This window comes from bacterium (assembly GCA_030018315.1).
Taxonomy (GTDB): Bacteria; Hydrothermota; UBA3073; order JACQXS01; family JAGMCI01; genus JASEGA01.
The window spans coordinates 1-16,988 of sequence record JASEGA010000032.1 but is presented as its reverse complement, the minus strand read 5'-3'; the positions used below and the strand labels follow the sequence as shown (position 1 = coordinate 16,988).

21 protein-coding genes are annotated in these 16,988 nt (G+C 35.6%); 18 read left to right on the top strand and 3 right to left on the bottom strand.

The genetic code is table 11. From position 1 onward, the window contains the following. Positions 1 to 150 precede the first annotated feature (150 nt). The 11 genes from QMD71_08900 (at position 151) to QMD71_08850 (ending at position 8,955) form a co-directional block, all read left to right on the top strand. The gene (locus tag QMD71_08900; protein MDI6840946.1) at positions 151 to 519 is read left to right on the top strand and encodes a radical SAM protein; all 369 of its coding nucleotides are present in this window, start codon (positions 151 to 153) and stop codon (positions 517 to 519) included. Beyond that, positions 509 to 1,075, top strand: a complete 567-nt coding sequence (locus QMD71_08895) for an SPASM domain-containing protein (GenBank protein MDI6840945.1) — start codon at positions 509 to 511, stop codon at positions 1,073 to 1,075. The genes QMD71_08900 and QMD71_08895 overlap by 11 nt, the downstream gene beginning before the upstream one ends. A gap of 12 nt (positions 1,076 to 1,087) precedes the next feature. Then, positions 1,088 to 2,170 carry a nucleotidyltransferase family protein gene (locus tag QMD71_08890; GenBank protein ID MDI6840944.1) on the top strand — a complete coding sequence of 361 codons (1,083 nt, stop codon included), beginning with the start codon at positions 1,088 to 1,090 and terminating at the stop codon, positions 2,168 to 2,170. Between the two features lie 20 nt (positions 2,171 to 2,190). Next, positions 2,191 to 3,336 carry a radical SAM protein gene (locus QMD71_08885; protein MDI6840943.1) on the top strand — a complete coding sequence of 382 codons (1,146 nt, stop codon included), beginning with the start codon at positions 2,191 to 2,193 and terminating at the stop codon, positions 3,334 to 3,336. 58 nt (positions 3,337 to 3,394) lie between these two features. Beyond that, entirely contained in the window at positions 3,395 to 4,339 is a 945-nt protein-coding gene (locus QMD71_08880) for a glycosyltransferase (GenBank protein MDI6840942.1), read from the top strand. After that, entirely contained in the window at positions 4,336 to 5,034 is a 699-nt protein-coding gene (locus QMD71_08875; GenBank protein ID MDI6840941.1) for a hypothetical protein, read from the top strand. Before QMD71_08880 ends, QMD71_08875 begins: the two co-directional genes overlap by 4 nt. Before the next feature lie 16 nt (positions 5,035 to 5,050). Further along, positions 5,051 to 5,899, top strand: a complete 849-nt coding sequence (locus QMD71_08870) for a hypothetical protein (protein ID MDI6840940.1) — start codon at positions 5,051 to 5,053, stop codon at positions 5,897 to 5,899. A 268-nt stretch (positions 5,900 to 6,167) separates the two neighbouring features. Then, a complete protein-coding gene (locus QMD71_08865) occupies positions 6,168 to 6,623 on the top strand; it encodes a class I SAM-dependent methyltransferase (GenBank protein MDI6840939.1) in 456 nt (151 codons plus the stop codon). 42 nt (positions 6,624 to 6,665) lie between these two features. After that, positions 6,666 to 6,863 carry a hypothetical protein gene (locus QMD71_08860; protein ID MDI6840938.1) on the top strand — a complete coding sequence of 66 codons (198 nt, stop codon included), beginning with the start codon at positions 6,666 to 6,668 and terminating at the stop codon, positions 6,861 to 6,863. Positions 6,864 to 6,920: 57 nt separating this feature from the next. Next, a complete protein-coding gene (gene hutI, locus QMD71_08855) occupies positions 6,921 to 8,120 on the top strand; it encodes an imidazolonepropionase (protein ID MDI6840937.1) in 1,200 nt (399 codons plus the stop codon). A 1-nt stretch (position 8,121) separates the two neighbouring features. Further along, positions 8,122 to 8,955, top strand: a complete 834-nt coding sequence (locus QMD71_08850) for a TIM barrel protein (protein MDI6840936.1) — start codon at positions 8,122 to 8,124, stop codon at positions 8,953 to 8,955. Here the strand turns inward: QMD71_08850 and QMD71_08845 are convergent. After that, complete coding sequence (locus QMD71_08845; GenBank protein ID MDI6840935.1) at positions 8,949 to 9,983, bottom strand: lysylphosphatidylglycerol synthase transmembrane domain-containing protein; 1,035 nt, start codon at positions 9,981 to 9,983, stop codon at positions 8,949 to 8,951. The genes QMD71_08850 and QMD71_08845 overlap by 7 nt on opposite strands. A 116-nt stretch (positions 9,984 to 10,099) precedes the next feature. Here QMD71_08845 and speD point away from each other — a divergent pair, with 116 nt between their 5' ends. From speD to der, 4 genes are all read left to right on the top strand, one after another. Next, positions 10,100 to 10,489 carry an adenosylmethionine decarboxylase gene (gene speD / locus QMD71_08840; GenBank protein MDI6840934.1) on the top strand — a complete coding sequence of 130 codons (390 nt, stop codon included), beginning with the start codon at positions 10,100 to 10,102 and terminating at the stop codon, positions 10,487 to 10,489. Between the two features lie 16 nt (positions 10,490 to 10,505). Further along, positions 10,506 to 11,354: a polyamine aminopropyltransferase gene (speE, locus tag QMD71_08835; protein ID MDI6840933.1), complete on the top strand. Its 849-nt coding sequence runs from the start codon at positions 10,506 to 10,508 to the stop codon at positions 11,352 to 11,354. Positions 11,355 to 11,396: 42 nt separating this feature from the next. Then, on the top strand, positions 11,397 to 12,107 hold the full coding sequence (locus QMD71_08830) for a class I SAM-dependent methyltransferase (GenBank protein ID MDI6840932.1): 711 nt from the start codon (positions 11,397 to 11,399) through the stop codon (positions 12,105 to 12,107). An 80-nt stretch (positions 12,108 to 12,187) separates the two neighbouring features. Next, complete coding sequence (gene der / locus QMD71_08825; GenBank protein MDI6840931.1) at positions 12,188 to 13,426, top strand: ribosome biogenesis GTPase Der; 1,239 nt, start codon at positions 12,188 to 12,190, stop codon at positions 13,424 to 13,426. Here the strand turns inward: der and QMD71_08820 are convergent. Beyond that, on the bottom strand, positions 13,415 to 13,891 hold the full coding sequence (locus QMD71_08820; protein MDI6840930.1) for a CinA family protein: 477 nt from the start codon (positions 13,889 to 13,891) through the stop codon (positions 13,415 to 13,417). The genes der and QMD71_08820 overlap by 12 nt on opposite strands. An 88-nt stretch (positions 13,892 to 13,979) precedes the next feature. Here QMD71_08820 and QMD71_08815 point away from each other — a divergent pair, with 88 nt between their 5' ends. Genes QMD71_08815 through QMD71_08805 form a run of 3 tightly spaced genes read left to right on the top strand, consistent with a single transcriptional unit; the run spans position 13,980 to position 16,618 of the window. Then, positions 13,980 to 14,885: a CoB--CoM heterodisulfide reductase iron-sulfur subunit B family protein gene (locus tag QMD71_08815; protein ID MDI6840929.1), complete on the top strand. Its 906-nt coding sequence runs from the start codon at positions 13,980 to 13,982 to the stop codon at positions 14,883 to 14,885. After that, positions 14,875 to 15,570 (top strand): lactate utilization protein, encoded by a 696-nt coding sequence (locus tag QMD71_08810; GenBank protein ID MDI6840928.1) that lies wholly within the window; start codon positions 14,875 to 14,877, stop codon positions 15,568 to 15,570. Before QMD71_08815 ends, QMD71_08810 begins: the two co-directional genes overlap by 11 nt. A gap of 13 nt (positions 15,571 to 15,583) precedes the next feature. Then, positions 15,584 to 16,618 carry a PorV/PorQ family protein gene (locus QMD71_08805; protein ID MDI6840927.1) on the top strand — a complete coding sequence of 345 codons (1,035 nt, stop codon included), beginning with the start codon at positions 15,584 to 15,586 and terminating at the stop codon, positions 16,616 to 16,618. A gap of 84 nt (positions 16,619 to 16,702) precedes the next feature. Here QMD71_08805 and QMD71_08800 read toward each other — a convergent pair whose 3' ends face one another. Further along, positions 16,703 to 16,915, bottom strand: coding sequence for a DUF2283 domain-containing protein (locus QMD71_08800; protein ID MDI6840926.1), 213 nt, complete (start codon positions 16,913 to 16,915; stop codon positions 16,703 to 16,705). Positions 16,916 to 16,988 lie beyond the last annotated feature (73 nt).

Sequence of the window (16,988 nt, the reverse complement as noted above, 5' to 3'; positions counted from 1 at the left end):
GTAAAATTTTAACATTTTGATGTAATAAAAATTTAACATCTTGACGAATTAATAATTAATAACATAAAAAATTCTGGTATACCTTGTATACTCCTTGCTATTTTCTTGACATTGAAGGGTAAAAATGGCATAATATTTTAAAATAGAGCTATGTCATACAGATTACACTGTGTAAAGAAGTCAGTCTCTTTAAGGTTATTACATCTTCTACAGAAGTCCAATTATGCTTTATCACCACGCCAACTCTCCATTGAGATCACAGACGATTGCAACCTCAACTGCTATATGTGTGCACATAAGGTTTTTAAGGCTGAAGGGGGAAATCTACCTTTAGAAAAATTTAAGTATATTTTAGAGCAGCTACCGCACCTTAGGAGAATATCTATAGTAGGTCGTGGCGAGCCTTTTATGAATCCTAACCTTTTCAATATGTTAGACTTAGGTAAATATAGAGACATCAACTTTAATATATGTACGAATGGAACTTTGCTAAACGAGAAGAACATCTATGAAAGATAATATAGAGGAGTTAGTGGAATTAATTAATTTTGCTAAAGATGTTGACGCTCATAAAGTAAAGTTACTCCATTTAATAGGATTTAATCAAGAACTCAGTAAAATACATGGCCATAATTTTATAAGTCTAAAGTATAAGTTAGAAAAAGCAAAGGTATTGGCAAGAAGATATAGAATAGAGCTCGAGGCTCCTCATTTTAATCCAACCCGGATACACTGTTTTGAGCCATGGTTTTCTGTACGGATTTCTCTTTTGGGCGATATTTACCCTTGTGGTTTTATAGATGCAAGTCCTGAGGAAACTTGGGAAGAGTGGTATAAGGATGTGTGTATTAAGGTCCCACAGGCTCAATATAGAATGGGTAATATCTTTGTTGACCCTTTTGATAAAATATGGAATGGGTGTTATTATAAACTATTAAGAAAGACTATTCAGAAGTGTGAAGAAAATATTGAACTGTTGCCAGAAGAATTGAACATAAGAAGAAAAGAAATAGATTTAAGCAAAAGATTTTCATATTGTAAGGTTTGCTTGCACAAATGGGATTGTGCCTGTTAATTTGCTTACAAAATGCGTAAAAGTTATCCTAAATTATTTGGTACTGAACCCCTCTCAAAAGAGGAGAAATTAGTTATACAATTGCTTAAAGGTGATTTTGAACAATTTCATTCTCTTCTTACAAATGGTGAAATAAACTGGGACCTTTTGGTAGCTTATGCACGACGGCGTCATGCTTTATTTTCACTATTTAGATATTTAAATCATCATCAAAATTGCACGCTTGTTCCAAAATCTAAATTGGATGAAATCAAATTTTACTCCTATAGGAGACTCGCAGAGCTGACTCTTATAGAAACTAAAGTGATAAAGTCGGTTTTGGCAGAGCTTGATAAGAAGAATGTAGATGTAACTCTCATTAAAGGATTTGCTTTACAATCTCTCTGCAAAGACCCAATGACACGTGACCCAGGAGGTGATTTAGACCTCTTTGTAAGACCGTCCAGCATTAGATTAATGGAGGATGTCCTGCATGCACAGGGATTTTCTATTAGAGCACGTGGCTATCCTATATGGTATGTAAATTATACAAATTATATCAGATATGAAAAGTCCACTCCTCACCTATTATTAGTAGATGTATTTGCTAATCCATTCCCTGCACTCAGTATAGAGCCTTTATATAGAATTTGGTGGAAAAATAGAATCCCAATAAGCGGAGACTGGGGTAGTGCCTTCACTCTATGTCCGGAAGACCAGCTGATTTACCTCTTTTTACATTGTGCTCATTCGCATTATTTTAATGGGCTTTATATTTTAAAAGATACCCTGCAACTTCTCAGTTCCTATGCTATTAACTGGGAATATATAATTAGAGTATCAAAAAAATACGGCATAAAGAGCTTTGTTTACTTTGTGCTTAAGGACATTGCGCACTTTTTGGAAAAAGGGACGCCTTCATATGTTTTACACTCTTTAAAACCATGGTGGGTATGGGAAAAAAGTTTTTATTATTTGAATAAGAAATCATACCCTTCTCATCAGTTAGCTAAGTTTTTTCACTGGCTGATTATTTTGTTGTTGCTTGATACTGTTTGGAAAAGGATTATTGTCATAGGAAGACGAATGGGCATTGTTAGGCTCACTACTTTCTGAAAGTGTGCTAAAACAATCCGATGGAAGAAGAGAGAAGAAGTGTAGTAAAAAAGATACTGTGTGGAATTTACACAAAATTACCCAGCTATTTTAAGGACTTATTCTATATATGGGGGACAAGTGTAATAAAAAAGTTAAGCAAAAAAGCTAAAAGACAGAAGATAGTCTTTGTGAATCTACAAAAAGCTATTGAGACGATTGATATCATAAGCTTTCCCACATTAACTCCTAAATTCCCTGCCTCGATAACTATTGATCCGATTAGTAACATTTGTGATTTAAATTGCCCCCTTTGTCCTGCAGGAACTGATAAATTAAACATAGAAAAAGGGATTATGAGAATAGAAGTATTTAAGGGAATTCTAGAAAAATTGCCTTTTATAGAGTATATTGATTTATTTAACTGGGGGGAGCCTTTTTTAAATCCATATATTTTTGATATAATTTCGTACGCCAAGAAAAGAAATATATGCATCTGTGTACATTCACACTTTAGTTTTAAGAAAGATGATAAATTTTTCCAGAATATTGTTAAATCAGGATTGGATTTTTTAACTATATCACTCGATGGAGCATCTCAGGAAACATATTCTAAATATAGAATAAATGGCAATTTTACCGCTGTTATTAACGGGATAAAAAGATTGGTCAATATTAAAAAGAAGCAGGAAAAAAATAATCCAGTTATTACTTGGAAATTCATTGTCAATAAGTATAACGAACATGAAATATTAAAAGCTAAAAAAATGGCGCGTCAAATTGGAATCAATTTTGTCACATCTAAAATGGGGTTATCAGATGATCTACCAGATTATACTATTCGTAAGGATATTCAAAAGTTAAAGGAAGAATGGCTACCCAAAAATAAAAAGTATGTGAGGAGTGCATATAAAAGGAAATATAAATACCCTTTATATAATGAAATTTGCACATACTTATTTAATAGTGCAGTAATAAATCCAGATGGTACTGTATCCCCGTGTTGTTTAATTACCAATAAAAAGAATACATTTGGCAATTTAAACAAAGACTCTTTTGAAAAAATTTGGTATAATGATAAATATTTATATTCTAGGAGTTTGTTTTGCCAAAAAGAGTATAAAGGGCCAAAGATATATACTATTTGCTCACGATGTAATAATTTTAAGAAATTGAAGTTTCATTGACAAAGTCTCAAAGGCTGTTTCTGCAGTATAGTATAGAAATATTTGCGTTGTTAAGCTTATGGAACTACACTTTCTTCCAAAAGTAAGTGTAATTGTACCAGTATATAATGGGGAGCGAACACTAATGGAGTGCCTTAATTCCCTTATGAAGCTCAAATATCCTAGAGATAGATTAGAGATAATAGTAGTGGACAATAATTCAACTGATAGGACAAAAGAAATCGCAACCCAATTTCCTGTAACCTATGTTTTTGAGCGACATAGAAATTGGGCAGCTGCCAAGAATAGGGGGCTTACCATATGTACAGGTGAGCTGGTAGCTTTTCTAAGTCATGATTGTATCATCCATAGGGATTGGATTTCAGAATTTGTAAAGGAATTCCAAGTCGATGAGGTTGGTGGTTGTGGTGGTAATATTTTACCATATAGAATTAGGAATTGGATAGATAGATATTATTATCAATTTATTTATTCTAACAAAAGATGGGTGAGTGAAATAAAATACCCATTTCCCTGGATTATAGGGTTAAACTCAATTTTCAGGAGGAACGACCTTATAGCTATTGGAGGATTTGATGAAAAAATTGGGCGTTGCGATGACGTTGACATATCATGGCGGGTTCAACTTAAAGGGCGTACCCTTAAGTATATCTCACAGGCAATAGTCTATCATGATCATGAGAACACATTTCGTGCATTCTTTAAGGGACTTTTTGAAGCAGGATATTCCTACTACCCTCTGGTTAAAAAATATCAAGAATTTATCAACTTTCCATTATCTTGCATCCTAAGAAATAGCCTGAGAGTGTGGCGAGAAGCATTTAAAAGAGCCATCGCCTCTTTTATGGGTTGTCTGTTAGGTAAGAATTTTGAAAATATGGTTTTCTTAATACTGCAAGTGGTTGGAAAATTAATATTCACTTTTGGCAAGATAATCTTCTGTATTTCACATAGAAGAGTAACTTACAAGAAGGTAAAATCTATTTTATTACAATTTTTATGAGATTTTATATTCCTACACTTATTCAAGCCATTGGTGGCAGATTCTCAAAAGAGTTAGGAATAAGACTTGAGGGTGAGGATTCAGCTGAGATATTCAAATGGTGGCTTGCATCTATTCTTTTTGCAGCCAGGATTGGCGAAAGAATTGCAGTTAATACTTACAAAGAATTTGAGCGTAGTAGTGTTATTTCAGCACAAAAAATTGTAGATACGGGCTGGGACGGTCTTGTTAGAATACTTGATGCCGGTGGCTATGTAAGATACGATTTTAAGACTGCTACTAAGCTACTTAATGTGATGGACTCACTTATAAAAGAGTACAAAGGAGACCTTAATTTATTACATAGAATGGCAAGCAATCCAAGTGACCTTGAAATAAGACTTAAAAACTTAGGCAAAGGAATAGGGGATGTGACGGTTAACATTTTTTTGCGAGAACTAAGAGAAATATGGACAAAAGCTAACACTTTACCTCAACAATTAGTTTTAATAGCATCAAAAAATATGGGGCTATCAAAATCAGAAAACCCAAGTGAAGTTCTTCAAGATTTAGAGTCCATATGGAGAAGACAAAACATTAAATCGTTTACTTTTCCTGACTTTGAAGTCTCACTCCTACGACTGGCTAAAAATTACTGTCAAAAGAATAAATGTCAGCTTTGTTTAGTTAAGGAGGTCTGTGTTAAAATTAAATAGGGTCATAAGCTATTAAATGGATTGGATTAAGTGTATAAAAGAGGATAAAGAATCTGGCGCTAATGAGCTAAGAGAACTTGCTGCTAAGGCTATACTTGAATTCATTACTAAACCACATTCTAAAGACTCATTATTTGATTTTTTAAATCAGCTTGCTATAGCAAAACCGACAATGGCACCTATTAAAGTGCTTGTTAAGTCAATAATTACAGAGACTAAGGATTTAAAAGAATTGAACTTCATAGACCAAAAAGTGAGAGCAATAGTTACCACTGCTCCAAATTTAGCAGCCTTAATTAAAAATGCACATAAGGTGCTTACCAACAAAAAAGTAGTTCTTACATATAGCTATAGTAGCACAGTATTTGAAGCATTAAGGACACTTAATGAGATTTCAGTTTTTATCTCTGAGTCACGGCCTAATTTTGAGGGTAGGAAGCTTGCATTAAAACTACGGGAGGCAGGCTTAAAAGTTATTTTTATAACAGAGGCTGAAATATCAAGATTTATAAGAGATGTAGAAGTTATTGTTGTAGGTGCTGATAGAGTAACTGAGGATTCAGTGATAAATAAAGTAGGCACATTAGCTATAGCAATAATGGCAAAAGAATTTAAGGTCCCATGTTATGTAGTATGTGGGATAGATAAGTTTTTGTCTAAAAAAGAAGCAAAGGTTGAAGAAATACCTGAAAATCCAAATGAAATTTGGACTGAAAATGGAATTAAAATCTTAAACTTCTATTTTGAAGAGATTCCAATTAAGTATTTTACTGGAATAATTACAGAGCAAGGAATAATTTCACAAAAACTTTTATCCAAAAAATTGCAGGAAAAAAGAAACAGAGAGAGGACAAATTTAACTTAGAAAACAATAAAAGAGATGGAGACCTATTATTCAAAAATTAGGCTTTTCTTAGGATATTTTTATCATTATTGGGGATATGCTATCTGGTATGTAGGCTGGATAGTAAAGCCATCTTTACAGAGTGTAACTCTAAAATTAGTAAAATTTGCTATCCGGAGAAAGATTAGATACCATCCCTTTAATCCGTCTTGCTGCTGAGTGGGATATGTGGCTTTGTAAATTTTTGTTCAATATGGCAAGTAAACATGTCACCTTTAAGGAAATGAACATGATAAACAAAAGTCACTGGAGAAAATTAAATATTTCACCTACAAGGAAGTATTGGGAAGATTACTCCTTGGATCCTGGTCGAAGAGCTGTTCTGGAAGAGTATTTTAGCCGTAAGGGAAGACTACTCTATATAGGAAGTGAACCTGGGAGAGATTGTGTTGAGTTAGCCAAGAATGGATATGAGGTTATCGGGATTGATTTTGTAGAAAAATATAGTAGATGTTTGAGTAAGTATAGTAGGAGAAATGGATTTAATGATAAGGATATATGTATGGATGCAGGTCAACTGGGGTTTAAGAAGGAGTCTTTTGATTATGTGGTGGTAGAGTTTTATAGTTTCTTGCCCAATAGGAACACCCAAAGAAGTTTTATAAACTCAATAGTAGATATTCTAAAACCAAATGGTATGGCCTTAGTCACTGCTGAGAGGAGTTATAATTATTGTTACTGGTAGAATTACTTTTTTAACAAAAAGATTAAGAAAAGAGGAAGAAAATTGAAATTATTTATCCCAAGAGAATTCATAGGAGGTCTTATTGATACTGGTTGTTTTTGTTATTTCTTTACTGTAGACACTCTAAAAAAGATTTTCAAAACTTCCCAAATAAGTAAGAATCTTAGATTGATGGATATTTTTAGAAATCCATACGATAGTCGCTACATTTTTATGGTATTCAAGAAATACGAATCGTAAAAAGAGGTAAGCTAATTTCTATGTTTTTGTCTATTCTGTAGTTTCGTGATTCAAGAAATGGAAGATTTAACAATTATAAATGCTTCTGAAATCATTACTTTGAGTCCCGGATATCCTCGTGGAGGAGTTTCGATAGGAGAGCTTGGAATCTTTAAAGATGTAAGTATTTCAATAAAGGATGGAAAGATATCTGGAATTGGAGCTACAAAACCTGCAAAAATGAAAATTGATGCACAGGGTAAAGTAGTAATGCCTGGCTTTATCGACTCACACACTCACCTCATATTTGCTGGGTCAAGGGCAGACGAATTTGAGCTTAGGCTAAAAGGTAAAACTTATAAGGAAATAAAAGAACAGGGCGGCGGAATAATATCTACTGTTATGAGTACAAGGAAAGCGACTGCATCCAATCTATTTAATATTGCAGTGGAGAGGCTAAATTATGCTATTAAATGGGGGACTACAACGATGGAAGTGAAGTCTGGCTATGGGCTCTCCTTACAGGATGAAATGAAAATACTTAAAGTAATTAAAAAGCTAAACGAAGTTCACCCTGTATCACTTGTTTCTACATTTCTTGGTGCACACGAGGTACCACCAGAAAAAGGTAAAGAAGAATACATAAATGACTTACTGAACGAAATAATACCAAAAGTAAGTAAACTTGCTAAGTTTTGCGATGTATTTTGTGAGCACGGCGTTTTTACAAAAGAAGACGCACGTAAAATACTTGAGTGCGGTAAGAAATTTGGTCTACTACCAAAGATACACGCCGACGAACTCAGTGACTCAGGAGGTGCTGAGCTTGCTGGGGAACTCAGAGCAATCTCATCAGACCACGTCATTCATCCAAGTGCAAGAGGAATTAAGTTAATGAAAAAAGCTGGCACTATTGCAGTGATATTGCCGGGAACTTGTCTATTTTTGAATCATAAGCCACCTGTTAAGAAACTTATAGAAGCGGGCATCCCAATTGCTATTGGGAGCGACTTTAACCCCGGCACTTCTACTATACTTGCTATGCCAATAATTATAAGTCTTGCCTGTACATTATTAAAGCTTACACCAGCACAAGCAATAACTGCAGCCACTATAAATGCGGCTTATGCAATTGGACTCGGAGATAGGGTTGGAAGTATTGAAATAGGTAAGGATGCTGATATACTTATACTTAGTGTAAACTCTTATAAGGAAATACCTTACTGGGTTGGCTTTAATCCAGTTAAAGTAGTTATAAAAAAAGGTAGAGTTGTTTGAGATGGGTTTACTTTTTGGACCAGCAGGTATACCTGTGACAGCTAAAGATAGGTCTACTGAGGCCGGAATTAAAAAAGTAAAAGAATTGGGACTTGGGTGCATGGAAATTGAGTTTGTCAGGGGTGTCAATATGAGTGCAGATAAAGCTCGTAAAGTGAAGGAAATAGCAACTCACGAACAAATAGAACTTACAGTCCATGGTCCATATTTTATAAACCTAAACTCAAAAGAGCCTGACAAAGTTAGGGCTTCAAAAATAAGAATACTTGATTCAGCAAAAATAGGTGCTATTGCGGGTGCTAAATCAGTTACATTCCATGCTGCATATTATGGAAAGGACAAGCTGAGTGAAGTGTATAGGGTAGTTAGAGATGCACTGGTAGAGATTACAGAGACATTGCATAATGAGAATGTAAAGATTGATATAAGACCGGAGACAACTGGAAAGGGGTCACAATTTGGGACACTTGATGAAATTTTATCACTATCACATGAAGTCAATGGTGTCAAGCCTTGCATAGACTTTGCACACATTTATGCAAGAGAAGGTGGGAAATGGAACTCTTATCAAGAATTTATGAAGCTACTTGAACTTGTTGAGACTGAGCTTGGCACCACAGCTTTAAAAGATATGCACATACATATCTCTGGTATGCAGTACGGTCCAAAAGGGGAGAAAATGCATCTTACATTTGAAGATAAAGAGTCTAAGTTTAATTATAAAGAGCTTATGCGTGCATTGCACGAGAAGAAAGTAGAGGGATTCATAATCTGTGAATCACCAACACTTGAAGCCGATGCCCTCATCATTAAAAAACTTTATGAGAGCTATTGATTAACTTCAACCCTCTTGCCTCTCACTGCTAGCATCCTTAAAATAATGAATCCACCCAAAATTACCCCAATATAATAAGTAAAGAACCGCCATAAGATAACATAAATGCCAAGTAATTCTGGTTTTACGCAGATACTCCTGTAAAGTGCAAACCCTACCCCCTCTGCAATACCTGAGCTACCAGGAGTGGGTGCAAACATAAGCAAAAATGTGAGAATAAGCTGTATTATAGCTGTCATCAGAATAGGACACTGAATCCCAAGACTACGAAAAAGGAATGGGGCTATAAGGGTATAAAAAAATAGTGAGAGACAAGATAAAAAAATTGTGATAATAAGCTTGGATATACCACTGCTACAGCATTTTTTAAATCCAAACTTGAATTTATCTATCTCATCTATAAGCTTATCTAACACAGTTATTGCCTTTTGATAGCCGCGGCGGATAAAGAATTTCTTAAACCACGAGAGCCGATATTTGACTCTTTCTGTCCTCCACATTACTAAGATAAATAATACGAAAAGTATCCCATAAATAGCTACAAGATAACTTGAAAGCATCTTAATTCCAGTACTGGCAAAGAGACTGCGGTATCCTATTAAAATTGGCATCCCAACAACAAAAGCAAATAGGAACGTAAGTCCCCTCGTCCCAATAATAGCACCACTCTCACCAAGTGAGAATCTGTCTCGCATAAGAATATAAAACTGTAAAGGTAGACCACCTACTCCAAAAGGAGTAAGTGAGAGGAAATAGCCACCAACAGTAAATTCTGCACTTGACCGTAGACTTATCCGATTTCCAAATGCCCAAGTTAGGGTCTGAAGTCTTAAGCACTCAAGATATATACGAAAAAGACAGATGGCTGTGGTCATGCAAAGGAATAAAAGATTAACTTGCTTTAAACTATAGAGTGTATTCTTTCTCACTGTAAAGATTAAAATGATTATGATGCTAACAACTGTAATTATAAGAAAAAGCCTGAATCCTTTTTTTACATTCTGTACTATCTTTTTATCTGCTTCCATAAGTTTTAATTAGAATATCATAATTTTACAAAAAAGTCAAAAAGAGATAATATACTTATTTTTTTCTTGACAAGCTTGAGTAGGTTATTATAATGAGTGCGGAGGTGAGATAATGAATGAAAACCAATGCAATAAGTGCAGGAAGAAAATTAAAGAGGGTACTTGGAGTCCATATATTGATGGAGTTCCATGGGTGTCCATCCGATATTATAAAGGATTCCAATAGTGTAAAAAAGTTTTTCCTTAAAGCTGCTAAAATCTCCGGAGCCCACATTGTTAATTCCATATTCCATAATTTTAATCCGCACGGTGTATCAGGAGTCGTCGTTATCTCTGAATCCCATTTTTCTGTCCATACATGGCCTGAGTATAGGTATGTGGCATTAGACTTGTTCTCGTGTAGCGAGGATATTGACCTTGAAAAGGCAGTAGAATATTTGAAAACTTGCCTAAGACCAAAAAGTGTTAGTGCAATAGAACTAAAGAGGGGCATCCTCCCTGCCTGACGGCGGGCAGGTAACTATGCCAGAAGAGGTATCACCTCGAGAACTCTGGTATACACAGAAGAGTTATTTCTCACCATATTTACAGCAAGATTTTAAAGTCAAAAAAAAGTTACATAAAGAAAAGACACCGTACCAGACTATTGAAGTGATTGATACCTATGAGTTTGGTAGGATGTTAATTTTAGATGGTGTCGTTATGGTAACTGAGAGAGACGAATTTGCATATCATGAGATGCTGGTGCATCCAGCAATGATTGTGCACCCAAACCCTAAAAGAATAGCAGTTATAGGGGGAGGAGATGGAGGCACTGTAAGAGAAATACTTAAATATGAAGTAGATGAGATTAAGTTGATAGAGATTGATAAAAGAGTGATTGATGTATCAAATGAATATTTTCCAGAGCTAACCAAAGGACTCAAAGACTGGAGAGTAGAAATTATTAACACTGATGGTGCTTTGTGGGTTAAAAAAGAGAAAGGTAAATTTGATATTATATTTGTTGACTCAACTGACCCAATCGGACCGGGTGCAAGATTAGTAGAGGACGATTTTTTAAACGTGGGTGCTAACCTGCTTAATTCTGATGGAATATGGGTAGCGCAGACGGAGACTCCGTTTTATATTACAGATTTTGTTAAAAGCTATAATAAAAAATTGAAAAAACTGTTCAAAATTGTACGAGTTTATCTTGCAGAAGTCCCAAGTTATGGTGGTGTATGGTCGTTTACATTTGCATCACAAAAAATTGACCCTTTATCACCTAAAAGAACACCACCTGCAGGACTCAAATATTACAACCCTGATATCCATATTGCATCTTTTGCTCTCCCTCAATATTTAAAGGAGATTGCTTCGTCCCGATAAAGCGGGACTTGCAATGACACCTTTGAATTTATTTTAGTTGCAATGAACGACCCGTTTGGTCATGCGTTAATGGACTACTTTCATGGTAAGGAGACAGAGTATTTGATTAGAAGAGACGATGGCTACATTGATTACGAGAATCCGGGCTTTTATTTCCAAGTATATGAAGATGAAAAACCAGCTCTTAAGTTTGCTAATGGACTTATACTTGATGTAGGCTGTGGTGCTGGTAGGCATTCTATATGGTTACAAAAATTAGGATATGAAGTTATAGGAATAGATAAGGCATTATTAGCATGTAAGCTTTCTAAACAAAGAGGAGTAAAATGGGTAGTAAATGCAAACTCACTTGCATTACCATTTAAACCAAATAAATTTGATACATTCCTATTAATGGGAAACAATTTTGGGATTGGTGGCACTATTGATGGGACAATTAAAATGCTACAGGAGTTATGGAAAATAGCGAATAACAATGCCTTAATAATTGCATCATGTGTTGACCCAGAAAAGACTGATAATCCGTATCATCTTGAATACCATCGCCGAAATATAAAAAGGGGACTCCCCAAAGGACAGGTTAAAATAAGGGTAGAGTATAACGGCATAATTGGGAACTGGTTTAACTTACTGCTGCTTACATCACAAGAGCTTGAACAACTCGCATCACAGGGTGGGTGGGAAGTTAAGCATATATTTAAAGAAGAATTACCTCAATACTTTGTAATACTGCAAAGGGAATCCTCAATTTAAGCTACTAATTATACAAAATTATCTGTGGTCAATTTTGATTTTTTATCTTGAATTTTTAATCCTATATGATATATTAAAATATGTTACCAATAGTATCCATAGTTGGACGTGAGAATGTAGGTAAATCTACACTGTTTAATCGGCTTATCGGGAGTAGAATTGCGGTTACACATCCGCAACCTGGGATTACAAGGGATAGGAACATAAAAGAAGTTGACTTGTTTGGTGCACATATTTACTTAGTGGATACTGGCGGCTATTTCCCATACGAACATACAGGACTTAAGGCAAAGGTAAAGGAACAGGTTGAAGTATCGCTTGAATCGTCGTCTCTTATACTATTTATTGTTGATGCTAAAACTGGTCTCGTTCCTGTTGACTTAGAGATATGTGACCGATTAAGAAAATTAGGTAAAAAGCTCATACTTGTCGTGAATAAAGTAGACAACCTAAAAAGAGAAAGTGGGATTGTAGAATTCTATAAATTAGGATTTGCCAAACTTGTTCCTGTTTCAGCTACACATGGTATAGGTATAAATACACTAATAGATAAAATAAAAGAAGAAATAGAAGTAAGGGAAGTAGAGAAAGAAGATAAAATACCAAGACTCGCAATCCTTGGCCGTCCTAATGTTGGTAAATCAACTTATATAAATGCACTTTTACAAGAGCCCAGAGTAATTGTAGATGAACACCCAGGTACCACTATTGATTCAATTGATGTAACATTAAAGTATGATGGAAGAGAACTCATTCTTATCGATACTCCTGGAATACGAAAGAGGACTAAAATCAGGAGCGACATTGAATATTACTCAAGTGTACGCACTAAGTTAACTATCCAAAAATGTGATGTCGCTATCCTTATTGTAGATGCTACTATCAGACTTGCACATCAAGATAAGAAAATTATAGATATACTCATAAAAGAAGGTAAGGGTATTGTACTTGCAATCAATAAAATAGATGTTGGGGTTGAATTCAGGGAATGGGATTTGAGGTTTGCCACCTTTATTCCAATAACTTACATATCTGCTCTCAAACAGGATAGAGTATACGAGCCAATAAAAGAAGCTGTTAAGGTATGGGAGGTCCGTAGACACAAGATTTCAAGAAGGAAATTGACTGAGCTCATTAAATCATTGCCAGGATTAGGGATAAATGCAATAGTGCAGACTGGGATAGAGCCACCAAGATTTAAAATCATGTCGCGTAACCCTATAACTAAAACTGATGAACGCTTTATTGAGAATAAATTAAGAGAAAAGTTTGGCTTTACTGGTGTGCCAATAAAAATAACCCACGGCTTACACAAATAAACTTAGTATTAGTTCAAGTGCTTTTTTGGCTGTATTTTCTCTTATTCTGTGGCGGTCGCCTTTGAATAAGAAGCGAAATGATTTTAGAGCATCTTTAGTACATAGCCCTATGTAAACAAGACCTACTGGCTTATCTTTTGTCCCACCTGTCGGACCTGCAATCCCAGTTGTAGATATCCCAATATCAGAGCCAGTTATTTCTCCTACACCTTTTGCAAGCTCACACGCTACTTCGGAGCTCACTGCCCCATACTTCTTTAAAGTAGCAGGATTTACACCAACAAGCTTTTGTTTAAGTTCGTTTGAATAAGCAACTACTCCACCAAGAAAATACTTTGAGCTACCTGGGACATCAGTAATTAGCTCCTGTATGAGCCCACCTGTGCAAGACTCGGCTACTGAAATTGTAAGCTTTCTCTGTTTAAGTAACTCACCAACTTTTTGGGCAAGTCTCATATTTCTCATTCTTATTTCAATTTTACATCAAAAACTTAAATTTGTCAAAAAATAAAATAGTTGACAAACATGTATCTTTATGAATATAATAGCAATAATGAAACTGTTATACTATCCTGGCTGCACATTAAAAACGACAGCTAAAAACTTTGAAGATTCTGCTATTAAATCATTACAAGTGTTGGGAATTGAACTCGTTGAGCTTAACAGATGGAACTGTTGTGGCACAGTATACTCACTTGCATCAGATGACCTTATACATCAACTTGCACCTATAAGAAACTTAATTAGAGTCAAAGAACAGGGAGACCGCGTCTCTGGCAATGGAGATAGAGAGGTGCGACCTCAAGTTGTCACCCTATGTGCAATGTGTTACAATACACTGAAGAGGGCAGAGCTGTTGGTTACACAGGATGATGAAAAAAGGAGTAAAATTAACGACTTTATGGATAGAGAGAAGATAAAATATGATGGCGGAGTCAAAATCTTACATCTACTTGAAGTGCTTAAGGAATTTGGGTTTGATAAAATAAGAAAATATGTCAAAAGAAATATGGCTGATCTTAAAGTCGTCTCCTATTACGGCTGTATGTTACTTAGACCAAAAGAAGTTGCAATTGATGATACAGAAAATCCTACTATCTTACAGGAGTTTATTAAATCCATAGGAGCGGAGCCAATAGGGTTCCCTTATCTTAACGAGTGCTGTGGCTCATATCAGACTGTTGGCCAAGTAGACTTTGTCGTTGATAGAGCGTATAAAATACTATCTCTTGCTAACGAGCTTGGTGCAGACCTTATCGTAACAAGCTGTCCACTATGCGAGTTTAACCTTGATACAAGACAACGAGAAGTGCAAGCCAAATACTCTGGGTTCAAAACTATACCAGTTTTGTATTTTACACAGTTGCTTGCAGTTGCTATGGGAATGGATAAAGAAAAGTGTAGATTTGACTTGAATTACATAGACCCAACTAAAACACTAAACCAGTTTGGACACTAAAGACCCTTATAAAAAGTTCAAGTATTCAGTTAATCCGATGCTTGTCAAAGACATTAAGAAGTGGTATAAAGAAATTGAAATCAATAAACTTATTGAGGCTTTGAAGAATAAAAATTACGATGCCTTCTATACAGATACAAAAGATAAAGCACTTAAATTAGTTATGGACATTATCCCAAAAGGTGCGACGGTTGGGTTAGGTGGCTCAATGACAGTCGCAGAAACTGGAATACTTAAAGCATTGCAAGAAGGAGATTATACACTTTATAATCAATACAAGCCCGGACTTACACCTGATGAAGCTACCGAAATGCGGGCAAAAGGGTTAACTGCTGAGTATTATGTTACTGGAACAAATGCGTTAACTTTAGATGGCCAGCTGATAAACTTGGATGGAGTCGGAAATAGGGTATCTGCTATTACTTATGGACCGAAAAAAGTCATAATTGTAGTCGGTATAAATAAGATTGTAAATTCAGTTGAAGAAGGTGTAAACCGGGTAAAAAATTACGCCGCTGTCTTAAATAGTAAAAGACTTAACCTTGATACTCCCTGTGTTAAGACAGGTAAATGCGAAGATTGTGATGTTCCTGCCAGAATCTGTAACTATCTACTAATTACCCAACGCCAGCGAGTTAAAGGACGAGTGACTGTTGTTATTGTTGGTGAAGAATTAGGATTTTAAAATTGGGAGGAATATGATGCCGTATATTTTACTTTTTCTTATAACTTCTTTTAGTAAAGCAGATGGGATTTTTCTTATAATATCTCCGGGTGCGAGGCAAGTAGCAATGGGTTCGGCGTTTACTGGGATTGCAGATGATGCTACTGCCATGTATTATAATCCTGGAGGGCTTGCTTTCTCTGAGGATGTAAATATTGGATTTATGAATCCGAGTTCACTTTTGCTTGGGCATCCAGCATGGCTTCCAGGGCTATATTCTGGGATGAAACATGCATACATTGGGGGACTTGTTCCTCTTCCTATTGGGAGAGGAAGTCTTGGCATTGGATATACCTATCTTAGCACAGGTGAGACGATAGGGATAGATAGCGTTGGCAATGAAATTGGACGATGGGAAACTTATGATTATGCACTAATTCTTTCTTATGGAGAGAAGGTTACCCAAAACTTAGGGGTAGGTGTGTCTTTAAAATACATTTATAGCTTTTTAGCACCCGACGAGGTTATATGGCTTGTTCTCCACCAAAAACATGGAAGAACTGCAAAGACTTTTGCATTTGACTGGGGGATGCTTTATAAAACTTCTATCCCAGGTTTATCTGTAGGAATATCATACCAAAACCTGGGCTCTGAAGGATTATCTTATGTTGGGGCTGGGATTTTAGACACAATTCCATCTCTTGTTCGGGCAGGTCTTGGCTTTAGTGCTATTCCGTTATTAAAGAAAAATCTACCTCCCTTTATCTTAGACCTGAATTTTTCAGTTGATTTAGTTAAAAGTTTAGTAGGTGAAAAACATAAAATTTGGTATAGTGGAGGAGCTGAGATTACACTTGAGAATAAATTTTCGCTGAGAGGTGGCTATTTCTATGATAAGGAAGGGAAACGTGTTGGCATAACTTATGGTTGTGGAATGACTATTCGTTCTTTTCAAATTGATATAGCAAGTGATGCTGATATCTACGATTTTCCTACTTCTAATTGGAGAGCGCAGGTCAATTTTAAGCCTTTCCATCTTATAGAAAGGAAAACGAAAGAAAATGATTGAGTTTGGGTCTAATATTCTATACCTTCTCTTGACTGAATCCCTTTTTGGTAGTGGTGTTTTATCTCTTTAATCTTTTATCCTTGGTCAAATTGTTGTCTTTACTTCCTTAAGTTCGTATACTACACCTCTTGGTTCAGCTACATGCTCTGACGCATCCAGGACTTCAATTGAGACTATTTTCCCATCGTAGTCATAGTCCACAATCACACCTTCTCGTAATTCATCACTCTCTGCTACAGGGTTATCTTTGAGAACAAAGCTCAGAGTATCTGTTTCCGGGTCATATATAACTTTCATTTCGCCTCCTATTCCCAATATTGTTACTTTTCAGCAAAAATGTCCTCTTTTATTTTTTAGGTAAAATGTCCTC

Excerpts from the sequence above, each read along its gene's own strand:
- der (MDI6840931.1), top strand. The coding sequence starts at position 12,188 with ATGTTACCAATAGTATCCATAGTTGGACGTGAGAATGTAGGTAAATCT.
- speD (MDI6840934.1), top strand. The coding sequence starts at position 10,100 with ATGAAAACCAATGCAATAAGTGCAGGAAGAAAATTAAAGAGGGTACTT.
- QMD71_08875 (MDI6840941.1), top strand. The coding sequence starts at position 4,336 with ATGAGATTTTATATTCCTACACTTATTCAAGCCATTGGTGGCAGATTC.
- QMD71_08845 (MDI6840935.1), bottom strand. The coding sequence starts at position 9,983 with ATGGAAGCAGATAAAAAGATAGTACAGAATGTAAAAAAAGGATTCAGG.
- QMD71_08895 (MDI6840945.1), top strand. The coding sequence starts at position 509 with ATGAAAGATAATATAGAGGAGTTAGTGGAATTAATTAATTTTGCTAAA.
- QMD71_08890 (MDI6840944.1), top strand. The coding sequence starts at position 1,088 with ATGCGTAAAAGTTATCCTAAATTATTTGGTACTGAACCCCTCTCAAAA.
- QMD71_08850 (MDI6840936.1), top strand. The coding sequence starts at position 8,122 with ATGGGTTTACTTTTTGGACCAGCAGGTATACCTGTGACAGCTAAAGAT.
- QMD71_08815 (MDI6840929.1), top strand. The coding sequence starts at position 13,980 with ATGAAACTGTTATACTATCCTGGCTGCACATTAAAAACGACAGCTAAA.
- QMD71_08900 (MDI6840946.1), top strand. The coding sequence starts at position 151 with ATGTCATACAGATTACACTGTGTAAAGAAGTCAGTCTCTTTAAGGTTA.
- QMD71_08885 (MDI6840943.1), top strand. The coding sequence starts at position 2,191 with ATGGAAGAAGAGAGAAGAAGTGTAGTAAAAAAGATACTGTGTGGAATT.
- QMD71_08800 (MDI6840926.1), bottom strand. The coding sequence starts at position 16,915 with ATGAAAGTTATATATGACCCGGAAACAGATACTCTGAGCTTTGTTCTC.
- QMD71_08870 (MDI6840940.1), top strand. The coding sequence starts at position 5,051 with ATGGATTGGATTAAGTGTATAAAAGAGGATAAAGAATCTGGCGCTAAT.
- hutI (MDI6840937.1), top strand. The coding sequence starts at position 6,921 with ATGGAAGATTTAACAATTATAAATGCTTCTGAAATCATTACTTTGAGT.
- QMD71_08865 (MDI6840939.1), top strand. The coding sequence starts at position 6,168 with ATGATAAACAAAAGTCACTGGAGAAAATTAAATATTTCACCTACAAGG.
- speE (MDI6840933.1), top strand. The coding sequence starts at position 10,506 with ATGCCAGAAGAGGTATCACCTCGAGAACTCTGGTATACACAGAAGAGT.
- QMD71_08820 (MDI6840930.1), bottom strand. The coding sequence starts at position 13,891 with ATGAGAAATATGAGACTTGCCCAAAAAGTTGGTGAGTTACTTAAACAG.
- QMD71_08830 (MDI6840932.1), top strand. The coding sequence starts at position 11,397 with ATGAACGACCCGTTTGGTCATGCGTTAATGGACTACTTTCATGGTAAG.
- QMD71_08805 (MDI6840927.1), top strand. The coding sequence starts at position 15,584 with ATGATGCCGTATATTTTACTTTTTCTTATAACTTCTTTTAGTAAAGCA.
- QMD71_08880 (MDI6840942.1), top strand. The coding sequence starts at position 3,395 with ATGGAACTACACTTTCTTCCAAAAGTAAGTGTAATTGTACCAGTATAT.